General features: G+C 39.0%; 23 protein-coding genes, 1 other RNA gene and 1 pseudogene. 14 read left to right on the top strand and 11 right to left on the bottom strand.

The genetic code is table 11. The features are described 5' to 3' along the window. Positions 1 to 109: 109 nt before the first annotated feature. Both U9R83_RS16885 and U9R83_RS16880 read right to left on the bottom strand, forming a co-directional pair. Positions 110 to 871, bottom strand: coding sequence for an MBL fold metallo-hydrolase (locus U9R83_RS16885; RefSeq protein WP_014459133.1), 762 nt, complete (start codon positions 869 to 871; stop codon positions 110 to 112). A gap of 144 nt (positions 872 to 1,015) precedes the next feature. Continuing rightward, entirely contained in the window at positions 1,016 to 1,198 is a 183-nt protein-coding gene (locus U9R83_RS16880; RefSeq protein ID WP_243550260.1) for a GGDEF domain-containing protein, read from the bottom strand. A 60-nt stretch (positions 1,199 to 1,258) separates the two neighbouring features. On the opposite strand from U9R83_RS16880, the pseudogene U9R83_RS16875 reads away from it, so the two are divergent. Then, a pseudogene (locus U9R83_RS16875) lies at positions 1,259 to 1,471 on the top strand (family 1 glycosylhydrolase); the annotation flags it as partial. 91 nt (positions 1,472 to 1,562) lie between these two features. On the opposite strand, the gene U9R83_RS16870 reads toward U9R83_RS16875, so the two are convergent. Next, positions 1,563 to 2,381 (bottom strand): histidinol-phosphatase, encoded by an 819-nt coding sequence (locus tag U9R83_RS16870; protein ID WP_243549564.1) that lies wholly within the window; start codon positions 2,379 to 2,381, stop codon positions 1,563 to 1,565. A 248-nt stretch (positions 2,382 to 2,629) separates the two neighbouring features. Between U9R83_RS16870 and rnpB the strand changes: the two genes are divergently transcribed. Together rnpB and U9R83_RS16860 are read left to right on the top strand one after the other, a co-directional pair. After that, positions 2,630 to 3,018: RNase P RNA component class B (gene rnpB, locus U9R83_RS16865), an RNA gene on the top strand. 221 nt (positions 3,019 to 3,239) lie between these two features. Next, positions 3,240 to 3,629 (top strand): VOC family protein, encoded by a 390-nt coding sequence (locus U9R83_RS16860; RefSeq protein WP_050690910.1) that lies wholly within the window; start codon positions 3,240 to 3,242, stop codon positions 3,627 to 3,629. A gap of 329 nt (positions 3,630 to 3,958) precedes the next feature. Here the strand turns inward: U9R83_RS16860 and U9R83_RS16855 are convergent, their stop codons facing one another. Further along, positions 3,959 to 4,831 (bottom strand): LysR family transcriptional regulator, encoded by an 873-nt coding sequence (locus U9R83_RS16855; protein WP_115654438.1) that lies wholly within the window; start codon positions 4,829 to 4,831, stop codon positions 3,959 to 3,961. 139 nt (positions 4,832 to 4,970) lie between these two features. Here U9R83_RS16855 and U9R83_RS16850 point away from each other — a divergent pair, with 139 nt between their 5' ends. After that, positions 4,971 to 5,546, top strand: coding sequence for a LysE family transporter (locus U9R83_RS16850; protein ID WP_014459139.1), 576 nt, complete (start codon positions 4,971 to 4,973; stop codon positions 5,544 to 5,546). Positions 5,547 to 5,761: 215 nt separating this feature from the next. Here U9R83_RS16850 and U9R83_RS16845 read toward each other — a convergent pair whose 3' ends face one another. Then, positions 5,762 to 6,979 (bottom strand): MFS transporter, encoded by a 1,218-nt coding sequence (locus U9R83_RS16845; RefSeq protein ID WP_243549562.1) that lies wholly within the window; start codon positions 6,977 to 6,979, stop codon positions 5,762 to 5,764. A 252-nt stretch (positions 6,980 to 7,231) separates the two neighbouring features. On the opposite strand from U9R83_RS16845, the gene U9R83_RS16840 reads away from it, so the two are divergent. After that, positions 7,232 to 8,116, top strand: coding sequence for a LysR family transcriptional regulator (locus tag U9R83_RS16840; RefSeq protein WP_014459142.1), 885 nt, complete (start codon positions 7,232 to 7,234; stop codon positions 8,114 to 8,116). Between the two features lie 32 nt (positions 8,117 to 8,148). Here the strand turns inward: U9R83_RS16840 and U9R83_RS16835 are convergent, their stop codons facing one another. Beyond that, positions 8,149 to 8,706: a MerR family transcriptional regulator gene (locus U9R83_RS16835; protein ID WP_014459143.1), complete on the bottom strand. Its 558-nt coding sequence runs from the start codon at positions 8,704 to 8,706 to the stop codon at positions 8,149 to 8,151. A gap of 345 nt (positions 8,707 to 9,051) precedes the next feature. Here U9R83_RS16835 and U9R83_RS16830 point away from each other — a divergent pair, with 345 nt between their 5' ends. Further along, positions 9,052 to 9,366 carry an MGMT family protein gene (locus U9R83_RS16830; RefSeq protein WP_243549561.1) on the top strand — a complete coding sequence of 105 codons (315 nt, stop codon included), beginning with the start codon at positions 9,052 to 9,054 and terminating at the stop codon, positions 9,364 to 9,366. Between the two features lie 34 nt (positions 9,367 to 9,400). Here U9R83_RS16830 and U9R83_RS16825 read toward each other — a convergent pair whose 3' ends face one another. Both U9R83_RS16825 and U9R83_RS16820 read right to left on the bottom strand, forming a co-directional pair. Beyond that, positions 9,401 to 9,535, bottom strand: coding sequence for a hypothetical protein (locus tag U9R83_RS16825; RefSeq protein WP_274596478.1), 135 nt, complete (start codon positions 9,533 to 9,535; stop codon positions 9,401 to 9,403). Positions 9,536 to 9,643: 108 nt separating this feature from the next. Further along, a complete protein-coding gene (locus tag U9R83_RS16820) occupies positions 9,644 to 10,261 on the bottom strand; it encodes a LysE family translocator (protein WP_182421015.1) in 618 nt (205 codons plus the stop codon). Between the two features lie 135 nt (positions 10,262 to 10,396). On the opposite strand from U9R83_RS16820, the gene U9R83_RS16815 reads away from it, so the two are divergent. From U9R83_RS16815 to U9R83_RS16795, 5 genes are all read left to right on the top strand, one after another. Beyond that, complete coding sequence (locus tag U9R83_RS16815; RefSeq protein ID WP_014459147.1) at positions 10,397 to 10,942, top strand: cupin domain-containing protein; 546 nt, start codon at positions 10,397 to 10,399, stop codon at positions 10,940 to 10,942. A gap of 189 nt (positions 10,943 to 11,131) precedes the next feature. Continuing rightward, a complete protein-coding gene (gene bla, locus U9R83_RS16810) occupies positions 11,132 to 12,046 on the top strand; it encodes a class A beta-lactamase (RefSeq protein WP_373921234.1) in 915 nt (304 codons plus the stop codon). Positions 12,047 to 12,145: 99 nt separating this feature from the next. Continuing rightward, a complete protein-coding gene (locus U9R83_RS16805) occupies positions 12,146 to 12,409 on the top strand; it encodes an excalibur calcium-binding domain-containing protein (RefSeq protein WP_014459149.1) in 264 nt (87 codons plus the stop codon). Between the two features lie 241 nt (positions 12,410 to 12,650). After that, the gene (locus U9R83_RS16800; protein WP_014459150.1) at positions 12,651 to 14,048 is read left to right on the top strand and encodes an NCS1 family transporter; all 1,398 of its coding nucleotides are present in this window, start codon (positions 12,651 to 12,653) and stop codon (positions 14,046 to 14,048) included. 201 nt (positions 14,049 to 14,249) lie between these two features. Then, complete coding sequence (locus U9R83_RS16795; RefSeq protein WP_014459151.1) at positions 14,250 to 14,399, top strand: hypothetical protein; 150 nt, start codon at positions 14,250 to 14,252, stop codon at positions 14,397 to 14,399. An 80-nt stretch (positions 14,400 to 14,479) separates the two neighbouring features. Here the strand turns inward: U9R83_RS16795 and bglA are convergent, their stop codons facing one another. Both bglA and U9R83_RS16785 read right to left on the bottom strand, forming a co-directional pair. Next, entirely contained in the window at positions 14,480 to 15,919 is a 1,440-nt protein-coding gene (gene bglA / locus U9R83_RS16790; protein ID WP_243549559.1) for a 6-phospho-beta-glucosidase BglA, read from the bottom strand. A gap of 13 nt (positions 15,920 to 15,932) precedes the next feature. Beyond that, positions 15,933 to 17,816, bottom strand: coding sequence for a beta-glucoside-specific PTS transporter subunit IIABC (locus U9R83_RS16785; protein ID WP_115654431.1), 1,884 nt, complete (start codon positions 17,814 to 17,816; stop codon positions 15,933 to 15,935). A gap of 168 nt (positions 17,817 to 17,984) precedes the next feature. Here U9R83_RS16785 and U9R83_RS16780 point away from each other — a divergent pair, with 168 nt between their 5' ends. The 3 genes from U9R83_RS16780 to U9R83_RS16770 all read left to right on the top strand — a co-directional run bounded on the left by U9R83_RS16780 (position 17,985) and on the right by U9R83_RS16770 (position 19,564). Beyond that, positions 17,985 to 18,695, top strand: a complete 711-nt coding sequence (locus tag U9R83_RS16780) for a GntR family transcriptional regulator (RefSeq protein WP_243549557.1) — start codon at positions 17,985 to 17,987, stop codon at positions 18,693 to 18,695. Between the two features lie 171 nt (positions 18,696 to 18,866). Further along, positions 18,867 to 19,049, top strand: coding sequence for a hypothetical protein (locus U9R83_RS16775; RefSeq protein ID WP_016764961.1), 183 nt, complete (start codon positions 18,867 to 18,869; stop codon positions 19,047 to 19,049). 23 nt (positions 19,050 to 19,072) lie between these two features. Beyond that, complete coding sequence (locus U9R83_RS16770; RefSeq protein ID WP_243549556.1) at positions 19,073 to 19,564, top strand: GNAT family N-acetyltransferase; 492 nt, start codon at positions 19,073 to 19,075, stop codon at positions 19,562 to 19,564. Between the two features lie 486 nt (positions 19,565 to 20,050). On the opposite strand, the gene U9R83_RS16765 is transcribed toward U9R83_RS16770, so the two are convergent. Beyond that, the gene (locus U9R83_RS16765) at positions 20,051 to 20,944 is read right to left on the bottom strand and encodes a DMT family transporter (RefSeq protein WP_243549554.1); all 894 of its coding nucleotides are present in this window, start codon (positions 20,942 to 20,944) and stop codon (positions 20,051 to 20,053) included. Between the last annotated feature and the right edge of the window lie 104 nt (positions 20,945 to 21,048).

Below are 21,048 nucleotides of genomic sequence, written 5' to 3'. Positions count from 1 at the left end.
CTACGTTCACCATACAAATAAAAAGATCCGAGCGTATTTGATTCTCAACCAAGAATCAAACTCGTTCGGATCTTTCTTTAACTAAAATACTTTTGTCTCAGCTTCTCTCTTAAAAAGTATAAACTTCGCCATCATCTGGAACAAATACGCGGGATGCCATGTCTTTTTCGTTGATAAAGCTTTTTAACTCTTCTCTTGATAGCGCCCAGTGATTGACAGCTTCCATATGAACAGAAAGAATCGTAGCATGAGGAGCGGCTTTGTGTACTTCGTAAATATCTTCTTTCCCCATCACAAGAGAACCGCCTTCTAAAAATTGATTATCGCCGCCGTTTACGACAATGATATCCGGTTGATGGGTGTTGATTTCTTCTTCAACAGCGGAATACCATACCGTGTCGCCAGCTACATAAAGCGTTTTTTCGCTCTCTTGTTTAAACACAACGCCGCATACTAAACCGGTACGTTTTAAAATTTCTCCTCTTCCATGTTCGCCTTTTGTTTTGCTTAATTGGATGCCTTCAAAGACTGTATTCTTTGTTAGTACTTCTACATTTTTAAAACCAGCTTCTTTTACTGCTTCGCCATCTTCTTCATTTTGAACGAACATTTTGATATCGTTTGGCAACGCCTGTTTAGCGGCATCGTCAAAATGGTCTAAATGAAGGTGAGTGAGAATTACGGCATCAATACCCTCAATAATCTCTTCAACGGATAACGGTAGGCTCACTAAAGGGTTGTTTTGATCTTGTCGGATCGAATTTGGGAAAGGAGGGTACGTTCCTTTCTCCGCTAACATGGGATCAATTAAAAACGTTTTTCCCACGTATTCAACAAGTAAAGTAGCATTTCGAATGTGTGTAATCTTCATCTCTATCTCTCCTTTTTTTGATCTACATATAGTTTATAGGATGAGCTGTTTTCAAATACATAAACAAAATCAAGTCTTTTCGCACTTTTACTTGATAAATGAAAGAATATTAGTCAAAAGCAAAAAGAACCGAAACAGTGCTGTTCAGGTTCTTTTTAGTATTTCTTTTTTCTCTTCATACACACGTACTTGGTTGCGTCCGTTTTGTTTGGCAGCGTACAGGGCGATATCTGCTTTATTCAACAGCTCATCTAACGTTTCATTTTCTTGTTTTTCCGCTTGTGCTACTCCAAGACTTAGCGTAACAGAAATGGTTTCTTCATTAATCAGTACGGGCTGAGTCTCGATGTGACGGCGAAGTTGGTTAGCAAGCGTTTCAACCTTGAGATAGGATATACCGCGTGGGGACCGATTGATTTAATCAGTGTGTCAACAAACGAAATGTCAAAACGATACGGCTTTATTTACGTAGATCAAGACGATGAAGGAAATGGTACGCTTGAACGATCTAAAAAAGATTCTTTTTACTGGTATAAACAAGTGATTCAGACAAATGGAGAAGATTTATCTTCATCTACAAAAGTCAAAGTTTCTCAGTAAAAAACACATGCCTGAAAACACGAGATGTTCCTTCATCTGCGTGTCTTCAGGCATATTTTCATTGGCTCACAGCCTACGTAAGTTCATCGTTTTACAAAGATGCCAGCTGCATTTTTTTCTGTCTAAAAAAGACCCAATCTGTAAAACCGATTTCTTTAAGACGCTTTTTTACTAGTTCAAAGTCGTCGCCAATACGCTCTGGGTCATGAGCATCAGAACCAAATGTAATGTGTACCTCGTAGTGCAGGGCTCTTTCTAAAATATCATCTGCAGGATACCAGCCTCCGCAGTCTTTGGTTTTGCCTGATGTATTCACTTCTATAGCAATGTCATGTGCCGAAATCACTTTTAGCGTCTGATCAATGACAGCCGTCTCGATAGAAGAAAAAGAGGGATAGAATCCTTTCATGGCATCAATATGGCCAAGAATCTGAAACATTCTGCTCCGGGCGGACTCTTCAATCAGCTGATAATACGTTTCTTTCGTGCGCTGCTTTTCTTTTTGAGAAAGTCCTTCCCAGCGCGTTTTATGAAAGATACTGATTTCATCAACTTGATGAACAGAGCCAATTATGTAATCAAAAGGATATTTTTTATAGTGGCTTTGGTATATTTTTGCATGCTCGGGAAAGAAATCAGACTCCACGCCTAATAGCACTTCAATTTTCTCTTTATATTCTTCTTTTAGTTTCAAAATCTCAGCTACATATCCGGAAAATGCGCTTTTTCCCATAGCAATGTGAGGATACGGCTGGTCTTCTTCGATCGCAAAATAAGGAGAATGGTCCGAAATCCCAATGATATCAAGCCCTTTATCAATAGACGCCTCTATATAATCTCGAATCGTTCCGCGAGCATGTCCGCATCGGTCGTGATGGGTATGAAAATCAAATTTTAAATCAGCGTTCATTTTTCATCACCTCTGTCATCTTTTTATGTGGTGTATAAGATATTCTACAAAGAAACAAAGTATCCCCCGTAGAAATGGATGAAGAGAATATTTCTTGGATTTGCTTGTGATTCACCTACTAAAAAGAGTGTACAGAAACAAGTTATTTTATTTAATTTGCTGTAAAAATTGAATTGGAATCCATACCAAAAGTTACATTTGATTCGGCAAGCTAAAACGCATATACTACTCATACACGATCTGAAATAACGTTCAGGTAATTGCTGCATCATTTGATGTAGAGGAAAGTCCATGCTCGCACGGTGCTGAGATGCCCGTAGTGTTCGTGCCTAGTGAAAAAATAAGCTAGGGCAGCTCGGCTTATAGCTTAGCTGACGGCGGGAAAAACCACCTAAGTCTTCGGATATGGTCGAGTATCCCTGAAAGTGCCACAGTGACGAAGCTTTGCTGGAAACAGCAAAGGTGGAACGCGGTAAACCCCACGAGCGAGAAACCCAAACAATGGTAGGGGAACTGTCTTGAAGGAATTAAACGGAGAGACGGACGGTTACTTGTGTAACCGTAGATAGATGATTACCGCCTGAGTACGAGAGTAAAATCGTTTGCAGTACAAAGGTACAAAACATGGCTTATCGAACGTTGTTGAAACAGAGACTGACTATAAAATACGTAACCAAAACAAACCAATGAGGTTTGTTTTTTTGTTTGTTATTTTTCAACTCATAGCCGACTCATTGATAGAGTGCTTGAATTTTTTTAACCATAGTATCAGGATTCAAGGTATATGGAAATACATATTGCCTAAATTGCGGTATAGTTTACTTGTACTTACTAAACATGGGGAAAGGGAGAATATGCATGATTAAGAAAATGGAGCATACAGCAATTATTGTTGGAAATATGGATGAGACGATTCACTACTACGGGGATATGTTTGGTTTTAAAGTTCGCCTTCAAGGATCTACCGAAAAAAGAGAGATGGCTTTTTTGTATCTTGAGGAACAGCCGGGTATCGAAATTGAGCTCATTCGAGATATTGATCCAATTGGCGAGTATAACAAAAGTGGGATTGTTAACCACCTTGCGTTTACAGTAGAGGATATAAATAAGGCGATTCAACATTATAAGAGCAAAGGAATTGAATTTTTATCATCTGAGCCTCAGCCAACGCTCGAAGGCGGACGTATGATTTTATTTCACGGACCTAATGATGAGTTGCTGCAGTTAGTAGAACGAGTTAAACTCTAAAAAAGTTTACTTTAAAGGGGTACATACAAGAAAGAATGTGTTTTGCAGTCAGGTTTTTAATAAAAATAGCCTTGCCATAATACATCTATAGCTAACACGAACACTATTGATAGCAAGTAGACAGTAAACTTAGGTCATAGATTGGCATCAGTTCGTTCCACGTATCATTATATAAAAACGGCTTGTATTCATCTAAAAATTTACTACTTTTAACTTGGTTTCGAGTATGTGCTGTGATAAAAAAACGGGCCCCTCTAATTAGAATGACTGACAACTGGAGGGGCAGTTTTGTATGCAAAAAAGTTTATTAATTTTTATCGAGGCCGTGTTTATACGGATTCTAGAGTTAACTCAATAAATTTTTCAACAGCAGGGGATTGCCACTTTTTTGACTTGACGAGTAGATGCGAGTAAAAGGGCTCAAATTGTTCATTGTGTTCAAGAATGTTTAATAATCCTTTTTCAACCTCATTTTTTACGGTGATATAAGGAAGTACAGAAAACCCTAATCCGCTCATTACCGACTGTTTGATTGCTTCTAAACTCCATAGCTCCATTGTTTGAAATTTAGGCAGTTTATGAGCAGCCAGATACTTTTCAAACATCGAACGATAACTGCATCCCTCTTCGTTTGTTATAAAGAAGTCAGTAGTTCCATCGGTTTTATAATCATCAAAGTGCTGATTTTTATCCGGGCTTGTAATTAAAACAATTTCTTCTTTATGCAACTCATGATGAATGAAATTATCTGCTTCTAATTTTGGCCAAACCATAAACGCAACATCAACATCTCCGCTCATAAGATCTGTTTGATTTTGCCCGCAAGTTCCATTGCTTAATATAACCTTAACATCGGGATACTTAGTTGAATATTTTTTTAGAATAGGTCCTAATCTTGAAATAGTTAGCGACTCAGGTGCAGCAATTTTCAGCTCGCCGCTGACCTTATTATGAGTTTTTAGATGGGATATACGTTTATACGTATATAACAGTTCGTCGGTTAAAGGTATTAATTCTTTTCCTAGAGCAGTCAATTTTAACTCTCGTTTAGTATAAGTGAATAACTCTCCGCCAACTTCGCGTTCTAATGCTTTAATATGAGAAGTGATAGTTGACTGAGTATAGCCTAATTTTAGAGCCGCATTTGTATAACTCCCCACATCGATAATCGTTCGAAACGTAGTAAATTGTCGTATCTCCATTGGTCATAAACTCCTCTTATCTATTTAAAAAAACGATAGTAGTTATTTGTTATTTCAATTTTACCGATAGATAGGCTTATATTACAATGAAGCACGTAACTCATTCAACAATTTTTTAGTAAGAGGAGAAATTAACTATATGAATTTTACAGCATTCCTTTCCTATTTAATTATTACATCTTTTACTCCAGGTCCAAGTAATATCTTGGTAATGAACGAAGGGAGAAGGTTTGGATTCAGAAGATCCCTACGCTTCAGCGGTGGAATTATGTTAGGGTTTATTATTCTAGGTGTAGTAACCGCATTATTAGCAACAAGTCTGTATCAGTGGATACCAATGGTAGAACCTTACTTTAAGATCGTTGGTGCGGCCTATTTAGTTTACCTAGCATGGCAAATGGCTTTTTCTAAGAAGAAAAAAGAGGATGATTCCTGTACACATTCTTCTTTTTTTTCGGGGCTGTTTTTTCAAATTCTCAATGTGAAAAGTATTTTGTATTTTTTAACGGCCATGACAACTTTTGTGCTCCCTTATACTAATTCAAAACCAGCTGTACTCTTTTTGGTGTGTCTAACGATATTTATAGGGTGCACCGCATTGCTACTGTGGACTGCATTTGGTTCTGTATTTAAAAAACTATTTGCAAAATATGATAAAAAAATAAATGTAATAATGTGCGTGTTGCTTATTTATTCGGCAATTGTAATTTTCTAAAACTTGCTTGTTTATAAATTCATCTTGTATTAAATGGTGAAATGTGAGCAAAAGAATCAACTGCAAGAGGTAAGTAGGATTTAGGATAAATAAGTAATATAAATAGTTACATAATGACTGCATCAAAAAAGACCTTTTTTAGGGGGTCTTTTTTGATGTGTATTTTTCTACTTCTTGATCTAGATAATAGGATATCCCAATTAGCTTTCCTTCATTTAATAACTTTCCTTAACATTTGTAACGCGTCTTGTCTTTACTGAGCTCTTTAAAAGAAAACCAGAAAGGATAAAAGCAATCAGTAAAAAAACAATAATCATACAAATAAGGCCTTTCCAGCCCAACATTGACCAAAAGACTCCGCCGAGCGTTCCGCCTACGCTTGAACCCGTGTAATATAGAAACAAATAAAGTGAAGAAGCCTGAGCTTTATTTGTTAAAGCGCGCTGACCTACCCAGCTGCTAGCAATCGAATGGCTGCCGAAAAATCCAAACGTAAACAAGCCCAAACCGGCTATTTTAGAAAGTAAAGCAGGATCTAACGTTAAAATCACACCAGCTAGCGTAATCACAAGGTTGATCATAAGTATTTTTTGTTTTCCATAGCGGTCTACCAGTCTGCCGGTCCACATCGAACTAAACATTCCGATAATGAGAATTAAGAAGACCCAGCTGACAATCGTTTGACTTAAGGAATAAGGTGGAGCGGTCAGTACATACCCAATATAGTTAAATAAGGCTACGTTGCTGCCTAACAGCAAAAAGCCTAAGCCGTATAAACAAACTAATCCTGGATCTTTAAGATGATCAAGTAACGATTTCCCTAGCTTTCCAACCTCTAATTTACGAGATTGAAAGTGCTGGGAAGGAGGCAGGCTAATCCAGAAGATAACGGTTGCTGCTATACTTATAATACCAATTCCTGCTATTGCACCGTGCCAGCCGAAATAATCACTAAGCGTGCCTGAAATCACTCTCCCTCCAACGGCGCCAATTGCATTACCGCTTATGTAGAGGCCCATTGCTGAACCAAGGCTTTTAGCTTCAATTTCTTCCCCTAAATAAGCCATTGCCACTGAAGGAAGACCGGCTAGCGTAATTCCCACGGCTGTTCGAAAAAACAATAGAACGTGAAAAGTAGGACTACATGCAGTCAATAGGCATAATAAAGAAGCGGCAAGCATGGAATAGACCATGACCGGCTTTCTTCCCCATACTTCCGATAACGAACCGAAAATAAGCATACTAATAGCCAAAGCTATGGTTGTAACGGAAAGTGATAGGCTAGAAGTTGTTGGAGAAATATGAAATTCTTTTGTGAACGCCAGCATTAAAGGCTGTGCGCAGTATAAAATCGCAAATGTATTGAATCCTGCTGCAAAAAATGCAAAGCTCGTTTTGCGAAAGGCGGGCGTTCCTTTTTTTATATAACTCATAGAGCAACCAGCTTACGCTTTCTCAGATGTACGATACGTTTCATAACAAATCCTTCTTTCTGCTAGAAAATAATGATCATAAAATTTTATAGGAGCTGTATACAGCAGTCGTTAAAAGAAACTAAAAACATCCTCGAGTATGTTTCCATTTTTTATCGTAACACCAGCTATTTATAATGTATAATTCATTATAATCATATTTTTCATACATCTATGTAATGAATAGAACGGTTAATAAGGAGATGGTACAAAGTGGAGTGGCAGCAGTTTAAATATTTTCAAACGCTTGCACGTACGCAGCATATGACGCGCGCCGCAGAAGAGCTGTTAATTACGCAGCCTGCGCTCAGTCGTTCGATCGCTCGTTTTGAAGAAGAAGTAGGAGCGCCGCTATTTGACCGGCAAGGACGTTCCATTATATTAAATCAATATGGTAAAGCTTTTTTAAAGCGTGTAGATAACATAATGAAAGAATTTGATAAAGGACAAGAGGAAATTCAAGCGCTGCTAGATCCTGAAAAAGGGCAGGTGTCACTTGGATTTTTACATACGCTCAGCACAGATTTGATTCCAGATTTAATCGCTTCGTTTCGCAGTTTGTATCCTAAGGTAAATTTTCAGCTGAGGCAAAGTCCTTCTCACGTTCTTCTTGAGCAGCTGGAGATCGGTGAATTGGATCTTTGTTTGATTGCGCCGATGGAAGAGAAATCGTTCATTAAGTGGCAGCATCTTTGGAGTGAAGAGCTGTTTGTCATTGTGCCAAAAAATCATCGGTATGCTCATCGTAAAAGTATCGCGATAGAAGAAATTGCTGAAGAATCCTTTATTCACTTAAAAGAAGGCTTTTCTCTTCGTCTTACGTTTGAGCAGTTATTTGAAGAGACAGGGGGAAAGCCCCACATCATGTTTGAAGGAGAGGAAGCTGATACCGTAGCGGGACTTGTAGGAGCCGGCTTAGGAGTTTCTATCCTTCCAGATTTACACGGAATAGATCAAAGCAAAATAGTGAAAATCCCATTAGCTAAAGCCAACTGCCACCGAGTAATTGGACTAGCATGGATTGAAGGAAGATATCTATCGCCGGCTGTTAAACAGTTTAGAAACTTTGTTTTAAATAAATTCCATGACCAGAAATAAAGGTGTTTTTTAACCTAGGCTCGTATACAAGCTTAGTCCTTTTTTCGTTTGAATAACCGTTTTAAAATCGATCTCTTTTTACCTACTACGCTGCTTTCTTTTGAAGCTTCTACCAATTCTGAAATGGCCTGCTGTTCACGCAGACTTTTACGCAAAGATTGAATAAGCTGCTTATCTTTTTCCTGAAGAATTTGTTTTGTATCAGGCTCTTGTTGGGGTGAAGGCTGTACCGGCTGTTCGGGAGGTGTCGGCTGCTGGTCGTCGACCTCGGGCTGGTCAGCTGCTTCTGCTGTGTTTTCTGTGTCCTCTTTGTCTTCGGCTTCTTCTAGAGACACGGCAGCTTGATCCTCGCTTGTAGTCAAAGAGAATTCTTGTTGCAGCGCTTCATTGATTTCTTCTGCTTGACAGCCCTCATCATAAAGCTGCTTGATTTTCAGTAAAACGGTCGCAGCCGCAGCTTCATATTGTTTTGGTCGATGATCCTCTTTTTGAATAAAGAAATATTGGAATTTATCTATATATCTTCTAATCGTTGAAGTAGGAATATTCGTTTCTTCAGATAACTCTTTTACACTAAGCCATTTTGTCATTTTCTCACCACTTTTTAAATGATTACTTATTCGTCAGCATCAATTTGAAATTGTACTAGTATCTACTGTTTATCTTATCATGTAACGCTTCTACGTACTTTGCTGTGTTGATTTCTGTAACGTTTTTATAATCACAGTGTCATAAATGAGGCATAAGCTGCCACTCGCGCAAAGATTTGCTAGTTGAAGAATAGGAAATACAAGCATTTACCTGAGGAATGTTGCACAATGATGAGCGTACTTCTTATGTATTATCTTATAATGTTGCTGAAGAAAAATCGAGTGATTACTTCACTGTTTATTAATTATGGTAATGTTGTACTAAAGAATAAAAGGAGGGGCAGCATGAGTTTTACAGAGCGAACAGTAGCACTTATTAAACAAATTCCTTATGGGAAAGTCATGACATACGGACAAATTGCCCGCCTGGCGGGTAGTCCGCGAGGTGCAAGACAAGTTGTACGAGTACTGCACTCGATGAGTAAGAAACATAATCTCCCCTGGCACCGAGTCATCAATTCCAAAGGAGAAATTGGGTTTAAAGACGAAGAAATGCATGTTGTCCAAAAACTTTCACTTGAAGCGGAAGGAATACTCGTTTCTTCGGATGGAAAGCTTGATCTTAAAGTCTATCTCTATGAACCTGACGTGCATAAATAACAATTGAGATAAATGATCGAGTATGAATCGCTTGTTACACGTCTGTTGATTTCCGTGCAAGACTTCGCTTTCCGCAGGCGGCCGCTGAGCCTCCTCGTCGCTTACGCTCCTGCGGGGTCTCACCTATTCCGCTTTTCCTGCAGGAGTCTTCATTTTGCCCTTTAATCAACGGCTAGAAGCACCTACATTTACCCTACTAATAAAAAAATCCGAACGAATTTGATTCTCCATCAAAAATCAAACTCGTTCGGAACTTTCTTCAACTAACATATTTTTGTTATTTATGTTTTTCAAAAGCGAGCTTTAATCCAAACCCGATTAACACGACGCCTGTTGCTTTATCCATAAAACGCTGAACGCTAGGTTTTGTGAGCCATTTTCGTAAGTAGTTAATAAAAAATACGAATACGAAAAACCACGTGACAGCAAGAATGGTATACGTTATACCCATAAGAAGTAATTGAAACGTTACATTTTGATCACTTTGAACAAATTGAGGTAAAAAAGTTAAGAAAAACACCGCCACTTTTGGATTCAGAACGTTTGAGACAAGACCTTGACGAAAAGCAGACGTTTCTTTTGACTTTTCCTCTTTTACAGGAGAAGTTGTATCGCTTTTTTTAGAAAATAAAGAAGAGATCCCTAAGTACATTAAGTAAAGAGCTCCTGCGTATTTTACCACTTCAAATGCCAAAGCTGACTGAAGGAGAAGGGCCGATAAGCCAAACGTGGCGGCGAGTGTGTGAACTAAAGAGCCGCTCGCTAAGCCTAATGCCATTTTATAGCCGCCCGTTTGCCCGTCTGCCATCGTTCGTTTGGTGATAAGAGCCGTATCGATACCAGGGCTCATAATAACAAATAATGTGAGAACCAAAAAGGTCAAGACGTCATTCATTTTTTTCTTCCTCCTTACTATGATAAAATACAACTACATTTTATTTATTAAATATAATTTAACATATCCAGCTTAATTTATTAAGCGTAATTTAATAAAGTTAAATATAATTAAACGTCTTGTGGAGGAATCCAAATGGAAAATATAGATATTGGGAAAAAAGTAGAGAAGTTTCGAAAGGAAAAGGGACTAAGCAGTCGCGAATTAGCAAAATTAGCGGACATCACGCCGTCTATGTTAAGCCAAATTGAACGGGGGTTAGCTAATCCGTCCATTTCAACGCTAAAAATGTTAGCTAAATGCCTCGACGTGCCTACATTCAGCTTTTTACTCGAAGAAATAAATACCTCCCATTTAGTTGTAAGGTCGAATGAGCGTAAAACGATGAAGGTAAAAGAGCTCACGTATTCGCTGTTATCACCTGATTTTACTGGAAATCTAGCTACGGCAATTATGGAAGTGCCGCCGATGATGTCTTCATCAGAAACTCCTTTAGAGCACAAGGGAGAAGAAGTAGCATATGTCTTAGAAGGGAAAATTAAAGTGTATTTAGACGAGGAAGTATACATATTAGAAAAAGGAGACAGCGTCAAAATTCCTTCTCATCTGAAACACAAATGGGACAATCCGTTTGATGAGAAAGCCGTTATTTTATTTTCCGTTACGCCGCCGGTATTTTAAATTTATTCATAGGTGGTATGCTAGTTATTCTTCATTATCGGGTACTTTATTATATAAATGTGATAAAACTATCATGTTTGTGAGAGTAAACAATTGATAAAATAGTATTGTTGGTAATCTCTACCTAAGAGACTACATACTAAATACTTTTTTGAAAGGTGTTGAAGGGTAATGAAGACATGGAAAAAGATGTTTCACGCTTCAAAGCTCCAAAAAATGCTGCCTGTATTCGCTCTGTCGTGTGCGGCGGTTGTGGGCTTTTCAAGCAGCGGAGTACAGGCTGAGACGGTGAAGTGTCAAAAACAAGAAAGCATGAGTGATCGAGAGTTTGCTAAGCTTGAAGAAAAATATGATGCGCACCTTGGTGTTTTTGCATTAGATACGGGTACCAATAAAACGGTAACGTATCATCCGGATGAGCGTTTTGCTTATGCGTCTACTCATAAAGCTCTTGCTGTCGGTGCACTTTTACAGCAGAAGTCAATCGAAGATCTCAACGAACGAATCTTTTATACGCGCGATGACCTTGTGAACTACAATCCAATTACAGAAAAACATGTTGATACAGGCATGACTCTTCGAGAACTCGCGGATGCATCGCTTCGCTATAGCGACAATACGGCAGGGAACTTAATTCTGCAGCAGCTGGGCGGACCGGATGGGTTTAAAGAAGCTTTAGAAAACATAGGAGACGAAGTGACGCTGCCTGAGCGCTTTGAGCCGGATTTAAATGAAGTGAATCCAGGAGAAACTCATGATACAAGTACAGCAAGAGCACTGGCTACAAGTCTTCAAACATATGTACTTGGACAGGCACTTCCTGAAGACAAACGTGAACTTCTAACGGATTGGATGAAGCGAAATACAACAGGGGATGCCTTGATACGAGCGGGCGTGCCGAAAAGCTGGGAAGTAGCCGATAAGACAGGCTCAGGCTCATACGCGACGCGAAATGATATTGCCATCCTTTGGCCGCCAAAAGGAGATCCAATTGTTCTTGCAATCCTTTCCGATCGTACGGAAAAAGATGCGGAGTATAATGATAAACTGATTGCAGAAGCGGCTAAACAAGCGGTAAAGGCTCTTAAAGCTACTCGCAAATAAAAAATTGGATAATAGTAGTTTAAATGTAAAAAAAAGATTGAAAAGATTGATAGAACATTCTATTATTGATGAGAAAAATATAGGAAGGAAGTATCTGTTATGAAAAAGATTTTTCCAATTGTTCTATCTTTCGGTTTGTTAACAAGCGTATCTTTTGGCACAGCTTCAAACGTAGATGCTGCAGCTAAATCTTACAAAAACTGCACGGAGTTAAACAAAGATTACAAAGGCGGCGTAGCTCGTGCCGCTAACGTAAAGAATAAAGGCGGCAAAACAAAGTACAACCCGTACGTATCAAAATCACTGTATGATGCCAATACAAAGCTAGATCGAGATAAAGACTACATTGCCTGTGAAAAATAAATACTAGCTGACTCATCCAAGCGCTTATTGTAAGCGCTTGGATTTTTTATTGTCATCAACTCCTGTATGTTGCGAGCTAAGATCAAAAATTAGTTAAATCGCACAAATTAATATCAGAAAATTCACATAAATAATAATGAACTTGCGTTAAAATTCGTATACACTATGTACATGTTAAGTTAACTTACATCTTATGTTAGAAATAAGAGTGGAAACATCATAAAAAGGAGTTGAGTGTATAGTGTCTACAAATGCAACAAGTTCCGTTATAGAAGAGGTGCATTCTCATCAAGATAGGGGGCTTGATCCTTCGCTGAAGCCAAAAAGGGATGCGGATCGAAAGCTAACTCCACTGGCCTATATGTTTATGTGGATTGGAGACGGCGTTAACTTAGGAAACATGACGCTTGGTGCTAGCTTGGTAATCGCAGGTACTGCGGTATTAAATCTTTTTCAAACGTTTGTAGCAGCCATTATTGCCATCGGTATTATTTCTACTTTTTTTGTGTTAAACGATCGAATTGGCTACAGGACGGGTATACCTTACGTGATGCAGCTTCGAATGTCTTTTGGTATAAAAGGCTCCGTTATATCGTCACTTTTACGAGGTATTCCAGCTATCATTTGGTATGGCTTCCAAAGCTGGACAGGCGGTACCGCTTTAAATGAAATCGGGAAAATTGTGAGCAAAGGGTCTTTTGACAATCTTGTTCTTTGCTTTATTATCATTCAGCTGCTGCAAATTGTGCTTTCACTGTACAGTTTCCACGCGGTTAAATGGGTAGAGATGCTTGCGTCCATCATCATATTGCTTGGTCTTGTTTATGTATTTGGCGTTCTTTTAACTTCTCATAGTGAGGTAGTAGGAGAGAAGTGGGTACATACAAAAGGTTCATGGGGACTTCCGTTCTTTTCTTTCATTATGATGTTTATGGGGAATTATGCGGCGATTTTTCTAAGCGCAGCCGATTACTCTAGAGAACTGAAGCCAGGAATTAGCGACAAGAAGCGTGGGTTCTTATACTTTATACCGATTCTAGTAGCCTACGGATTCGTTCTTACAATCGGAGCAATGCTTGCTTCTGCTACGGGTATTTCCAATCCAGTTAAAGCGTTCGCAGTTGTAGTCGATAATTCGTATATCACTGTTGCCGTATCAGCATTTATTGTGATTGGCGTCATTGCCGTAAACATGGTGGCAAATATTATTCCACCTACGTATGTGATTACGCTGCTGACAAAAGCAAATTATAAAGTGGCGGTGACCATTACTGGACTGCTTGCCTTTTGCTCGTTCCCTTGGGTGCTTGTTCAAGATTCGTCAGCCGCAGGTCTTGGCTTGTTCATTTTAATTTACTCTGCTTTTTTAGGTCCAATTGTTTCTATTTTACTAGTCGATTACTATATTTTACGAAAACAAAGAGTAAACGTAGAAGAATTGTATCAAGAAAAAGGGCCGTTTTCCGGCTACAATCCGTGCGCTTTGCTTGCGATGCTCATCGGAGCAGGTGCTGCGTTTATCGAAGTTGATTTAGGCTGGATTATAGGAGTAGTAGTCGCAGGAGTGGCGTATATTTTTTTAACGAAATTTGCTTTTAAACAGTCAAAGTTCAAAAAAGGAACCATCTTTGAACAATAACTCATGAGATAGATATTAGCCTTTGCTTGCCGCAAAGGCTTTTTGTGTGTCTTTTATCGCGTCAGAGCAAATCTCTTTGTCTAGTTTCCTAAAAAGTGGGTAAAGTAAAGAAGAGAAAAAGTTATCTCTATTATGAGTTGCTTTTAACAGGAGCGCATCTAATGTATCGCATCAATCACAGCTTAAAGGAGAGGGCAGGGTATGTATGAATTTAGAGTGTATACTCTTCGAGATGGAAGCGAAAAGATCATTAAAACGCTGAAGCATGAATCGTTTGCGGATGAAATTCAACGAGCGGGAATTAAGCAAACAGAAATTGCGCAAACACAGCTAGTAGATAAACCGAGATAATGTCTTTGCATTTATTTTTACACGTTTTAAAAAAGCCGGGTTCCTGTGTCTTTACGCAGGAACCCGGCTTTTCTGATTTCTTATAGTTCTTCACCATTTGTTTCAATCACATGTTTATACCAGTTAAAGGAGTCCTTTTTGTAGCGCTTCATCGATCCGTTTCCTTCGTTGTCACGGTCGACATAAATCATGCCGTATCGTTTTTTCATTTCGCCTGTTGTAAAGGAAACAATATCAATAATTCCCCACGGCGTATAGCCCATTAAATCCACACCATCGTACGTCACGGCTTTTTCTAACGCTTCGATGTGCGATTTTAAATATTCAATTCGCGATGCGTCATGAATGGATCCGTCTTCTTCAACCGTATCAATGGCGCCAAATCCGTTTTCTACGATGAACAGCGGAATTTGATAGCGGTCGTAGAAGCGATTTAACGTATAGCGCAAGCCCGTTGGATCGATCGACCAGCCCCAATCGCTTGATTTGATATAAGGGTTTGCTACGCCGTTTGGCAATCCGCCGTTTACGATATCGCCCGTATTATCAGCTTCAACGTCACTTTTAACCGTTGTGGACATGTAATAGCTAAAGCCTAAATAATCGACTTTTCCATTTCGTAAAATTTCTTCGTCGCCTTCTTCAAACGGAATATGATAGCCTTCTCGTTCGAATTCTTTTAATGCGTAGCTCGGGTAATAGCCGCGAACTTGAACGTCAGGGAAGAAGTAGCGCTGTCTCATTGTTTCTTCTGCTAACATCACATCTTCAGGGTTTGAAGAATACGGATAGATTGGCACATGTGACACCATTGCTCCGATTTGGAAATTTGGATTGATTTCTTTTCCTTTTGATACGGCAAGAGCGCTTGCTAAAAGTTCGTGATGTCCCGCTTGATACATCACTTCTTTTGCATTTTCACCAGGCTTTACAGAAACGCCTGAGTTCGTCCATAAGAATAGAGGATTGTTTACGTCCATTTTGTTGTTGATTTCATTAAACGTCATCCAGTACGTGACTTTGTCTTTATAGCGGTCGAAACAAACTTCAGCGAACTTCACAAAGCAATCTACCGTTTTTCGGCTTCTAAATCCGCCGTATTCTCGAGCTAAATGCAGGGGCATTTCAAAGTGAGACAGCGTAATAACCGGTTCAATTCCGTGCTTTAACAGTTCATCAAATACATCGTCGTAGAATTTTAGTCCTTCTTCGTTTGGCTCAGCTTCATCGCCCTTAGGAAAAATACGGCTCCAGCCAATAGACGTTCGCAAACATTTTAAGCCCATTTCTGCAAACAGTGCGATATCTTCTTTGTAGCGGTGGTAAAAATCAATTGCTTCGTGATTTGGATAGAATTTATCTTCTTCTACTGTTTCAGTGATTTGTCGCGCTACACCGTGCGCACCTGCAGTCATAACGTCTACTACGCTCGGTCCTTTTCCACCTTGGTTCCATCCACCTTCAAATTGATGAGCTGCTAATGCGCCGCCCCATAAAAAATCTTTTGGCATTTTTGTCATCGTTAGTTCCTCCTTATTTCACTACGGTAAATAATGTTTGGTTTAGTCCGCTATTTTCAACATCTTCAACGATTACTTCTCGGTAAGCGTTTGAATTTGTGATAATAACCGGTGTAATCGTTTGTAACCCTTGTGTTTCAATAAATTCTTTATCAAATTCAATTAGTAAATCGCCTTTTTTAAACTTTACACCGTCTTCTACGTGCAGGGTAAACGGCTTGCCGTCTAACGTAACGGTATCTAATCCAATATGAACAAGCAGCTCAACGCCGTATTCTGAACGAAGGCCGATAGCATGCTTCGTTGGTGCTACCATGACTACAGTTCCGTCAAAAGGTGCATAAAGCTTGTTATCTGAAGGATCAATCGCTAATCCTTCTCCCATCGCACCTGAGCTGAATACTTCGTCCGGTACGCTAGAAAGTGGGATAACTTTCCCGCTAAACGGTGCGCTGATTGTTTCTTCATTTTCGTTCGGGTTGCTGACAGCTACTTCGTTTAAAGGAGCAGCAGCAGCTTCTTTTGCTGCGTCTTCTCCGTAGCCAAATACTTGAATAAGCACAACTGGAAGAATAATCGCAATAGCACATCCAATTAAAATTCCCCAGATTGACATCGGATAGTCTTGGCTAATACCGTTTACAATGGTCAACGGTCCAGGCAATCCTGCGTAAGCAAAGTAATATGGGTGAAAGAAACTTGCTACAACGGCACCAATAGCACCTGAAACGCATCCAAAGATAAACGGCTTTTTAAAACGTAAGTTTACGCCGTAGATAGCTGGCTCTGTAATACCAAATAATCCTGTTATTCCGGCTGATACGCTTACTTTACGTGCTTCTTGGCTTTTTGCTTTTAAAATAACCCCAAGCACCGCTCCAACTTGAGCTACTACGGCAATTGTTTGATACGCTTGAAATGAATCTCTGCCGTTTAAATCAAAGTTTGCAAGCACCATCGGCGTAATTCCCCAATGTACTCCAAAGATAACAACAATTTGCCAGAAGCCGCCAATGATTGCTCCAGCTAAGGCAGGTACGTTTTCAGCTAAAAAGTTATAGCCGTGAGCGATTCCGTTAGCTCCCATCGTTGTAACGGGGCCAATGAGTAAAATCGTTATAGGAACCATAATCACCATACATAAAAACGGAACAAACAGCGGTCTAACCACTTCATGAATGCTCTTGTTTAGGAACCTTTCAAGGTAAGACAAAATCCATACTAAAAATAAAGGCGGTAAAACAGAAGAAGTATAGATCGTTTCGGATAAGGGAAGACCTAAAAACGAAATGCTGCTTCCGTCGGCAATTTTGGCCGCCATTTCTGCCCATGTTGGACTGACTAATGCGGCACAGCACGCCACTGCGATGTAGGTGTTGGTTTTAAAATGCTTGGATGCTGTGATGGCAATAAAGATAGGTAAAAAAACAAACGGTGCCCACGAAATAAAGCTTAATACTTGATAGGTGCCCGTTTTGGCAAAGCTATCCGAAAACAAATTAATTAAGATTAACAAGCCCTGTAAAATTCCTGCCGCTGCTAAGATATATACAAATGGTGCAAACACAGCGGACATTGTCGCAATCACACGGTTTAAAATCGTGCCTTTGTTTTCAGTTTGCTCCTCTGCTGTATCCAAATTTACTAAACTAGCAAACTCTTCATAAACGTCTCCTACGTGCTGTCCAATAACGACTTGAAACTGCCCGCTGTTTTCAACAACCGTAATGACACCAGCCATAGAAGACACCTTACGTTTGGCTTCTGGCTTCGAGCGCTTTAATACAATTCGCAGCCTCGTAGCACAGCGTGTAGCGCTTACGATATTTTCTTCGCCGCCTACTGCATCTAAAATATCTGCTGCAAGCTTGTGATAATCTCTAATTTTCCCTCCCATATGTTCAACCCCCTTGTTGAGTATACGCTTTCAGTATAATTGTACCGATACAATTTATCAATACCCAAATAAAATAATAATCAATAAATAATTTAAGTTTATGGGATGGAGTTAGATTATGGTATAATCGTGTTATTCTTGAGACAAATTCAGTAAAGAGGTATAGCTATGATCAAATACCAACAAATTGCAATTGAAATTGAAACCTATATTGAAGAACACAAGCTTCAGCAAGGAGACAAGCTGCCGGTATTAGAAACGCTGATGGCACAATTTGAGGCGAGTAAAAGTACGGTAACAAAGGCCTTAGATCTATTAGAGAAAAAAGGCGTTGTTTTTCAAGTAAGAGGAAGCGGCATTTTTGTCCGTCGTCATAAACGAAAAGGATATATTGGCTTGCTTTCCAATCAAGGATTTACAAGTGAACTTGAAGATTTTCAGTTAACGTCGGAAGTAATTGAGCTAGATGTACGGAAACCGACGCAAGAAGCGGCGTTAAATTTAAACATAGAAGAAAATAGCGACGTCTATTATGTAAAAAGAGTACGGTATATTAATGGCCAGACGCTTTGTCTGGAAGAATCGTTTTATAATAAGTCCATCGTTACGTACTTAAATAACGAAATTGTTTCTCAGTCTATTTTTCATTACATTAAAGAAGGCCTTGGCTTAAAAATCGGGTTTTCTGATCTATATCTTCACGTCGGCAAGCTGAACGAAGAAGAAGCAAAGTACCTAGGATTAAACGAAGGCGATCCTAAATTATTTATTGAAACACTTTTTCACTTAGCGAACGGCCAGCCGTTTGACTTTTCAAAAGTGACATATAACTACGAACAGTCGCAGTTCTTTTTACAAGCAACGAGTCATGTTTTATAAAAAAGTGCCCGTCTCTCAATTAGCAAGGAACGAGAGGCAGGCACTTTTTTTTTCATTTCTTCGATAAAAATATGAAAGAAGATAAAGATTGTAATAAATAGGAAATTAATATACGATAAAATGGTTACAAGGTTTATAGAAATAAGGAAATGAGGTGCTAAGTTGAAAAAGATGCTGAGCTATCTTATTCCAATGCTTTTTATGTTTGGTTTGCTTTCCATGAATTTATTTCAGCCGACTAAAGGCGATTTTATCGCTGTAGGTGTGATATCGATTCTTGCAGGTGCTGTAATTGGTTTTATAATGAACATAGGCTGTGCAGTATTAAAAACAGCCAAAAATAAGATGGAGTAAACTGATTAGAGGCGGTGGAGGTTTTGAGTGAAAGTATCATCATTCAGCCATATGCTAGTAAGTATCAACAAGAAGTAGTGGACTTAATTCTTCCTATTCAGCAGCAAGAATATCACATTCCAATAACGGAGAAAGATCAGCCCGATTTATTTAAAATCGAAAGCTTTTATCAACAGGGCAACGGAAACTTTTGGGTTGCTGTTTGCAACGAAAAAGTAGTGGGAAGCGTAGCTTTAATAGACATTGGAAGCCGCCAAGTAGCGTTACGGAAAATGTTTGTAGCAAAGTCTTATAGAGGAGCCACCTTCAAAACAGCTCACCGTTTATTGCATACAGCCATCGGGTGGGCAAAAGAGAGAGAAGTGGAAAGAATATACTTAGGAACCACCTTACAATATAGGGCTGCGCATCGATTTTATGAGAAAAATGGATTTCAACATATAGAAAAAGAAACTCTGCCTGCGAATTTCCCGGTAATGGACGTAGATAAAAAGTTTTATACATATAAGGTATAAGCTTAGCCTTTATGCAAAATCATATCGGTTATCGTAATGAACGATAGCGATATGTCTGTAGCAAAGCATCTAAAAAGACGGTCTATGTATAATAGACCGTCTTTTTAGATAGCTTGTTTATGAGTATAGAAGATAACCCAAACGGCAATGAGCAGCTCAACGTTACAATAAGGATTCGAGGAAAGAGACTAAAAGCCGATATTCCGTCACTTAGCAAAAATAAAGTTAATACGGCGAGTGCTCCCACGATACCGAAAAGAAGATATAGGATTAGTTCAATATATCCATGAAATAATAGTTGAAAGTATTCGTTTAATAAGCTTCACAGTCGTTCACCTAGACCTATTTTTTATCTAGAATAGCAATATAGTTTAAAAAATACTAGCATCTATTAAAATAAAAGTGGAGATAGGTGCTGTGACTGCTAAAAGAAAGCTCATACCTTAGCTTCATAACAAAAGCCGCTAGGTTCTTATCTAGCGGCTTTTACTTTGGCAAAGTCTCTTGATAATGAACTCTTTTTTTTAATAGCAAATCGTCTAATTGAGCAATTAAAATCCCCGCAATCACAATAATAGAACCAACAAGGTCTTTAAGCGTAAACAGCTCATGCAAAAAGAGAACGGCAAACAGCGCAGCAAAAATAGGCTCTGTTGCAAAAATAAGTCCTGTGTGAGTAGGAGTTGTGTAGCGCTGCGCAATGGCTTGACAAATGAATCCAATCGCGCTGCAAAGAACGCCAAGACCTAAAATCGCAATCCATGATGATAACGTAGTTGGAATGCTGGGGTGTTCAAATAAAAAGCTGCAAGTCAGTGCAAATAATCCAGCAAACCCTAGCTGTAAAATGCCGAGTGCAATTGGATTTTCATTTTTCGTAAACGTGCCGGTCAAGGTAATATGAATGGCATAGCATAGCGCCGTTCCGATGCAAAGTACATCACCAGTATTCATATGAAAGGAGTGCTTTAAAGTTAACACACTTATACCGGTTAGGGTAATAATAACTCCAAGTCCAATCGGCCAAGAAGGAAGCTTTTTTACTAACAAGCAGTTGAGCAATGGAACAAAAATGACCGTTAAACTGACAAGAAATCCGGCATTTGAAGCAGACGTCATGCTGACGCCAAACGTGACAAACGAAAAAACGGAAAATAGTAAAAAGCCTAAAATAGCTGATGATAAAATCGTTTTGCGCGTGATATGTAGTAAAGGCTTATAGAAAAACAGTCCGGCAACCAAAAAAGCAATTAAACATCTGAGTGCAATGATAGTAAATGACCCGAGCGAACCCAGCCCCATTTTCATAAACACGTACGACATGCCCCAAAATACGTTCACACCAATCATCATCATATTTGCTCGCGTGCGGTAACTCACGTTCAACCCTCCATTGTTTATCATGTACTCACAGTATACAAAGGAATTTGATATTAATAAAATGAATCTTTATAATGATGAACATGAATTAAATTCATGTTAAG

Source organism: Priestia sp. LL-8 (assembly GCF_036227845.1).
Lineage (GTDB): Bacteria > Bacillota > Bacilli > Bacillales > Bacillaceae_H > Priestia > Priestia zanthoxyli.
Note: the sequence above shows the minus strand (reverse complement) of the source record. Positions and strands in the feature narration are given on the sequence as shown.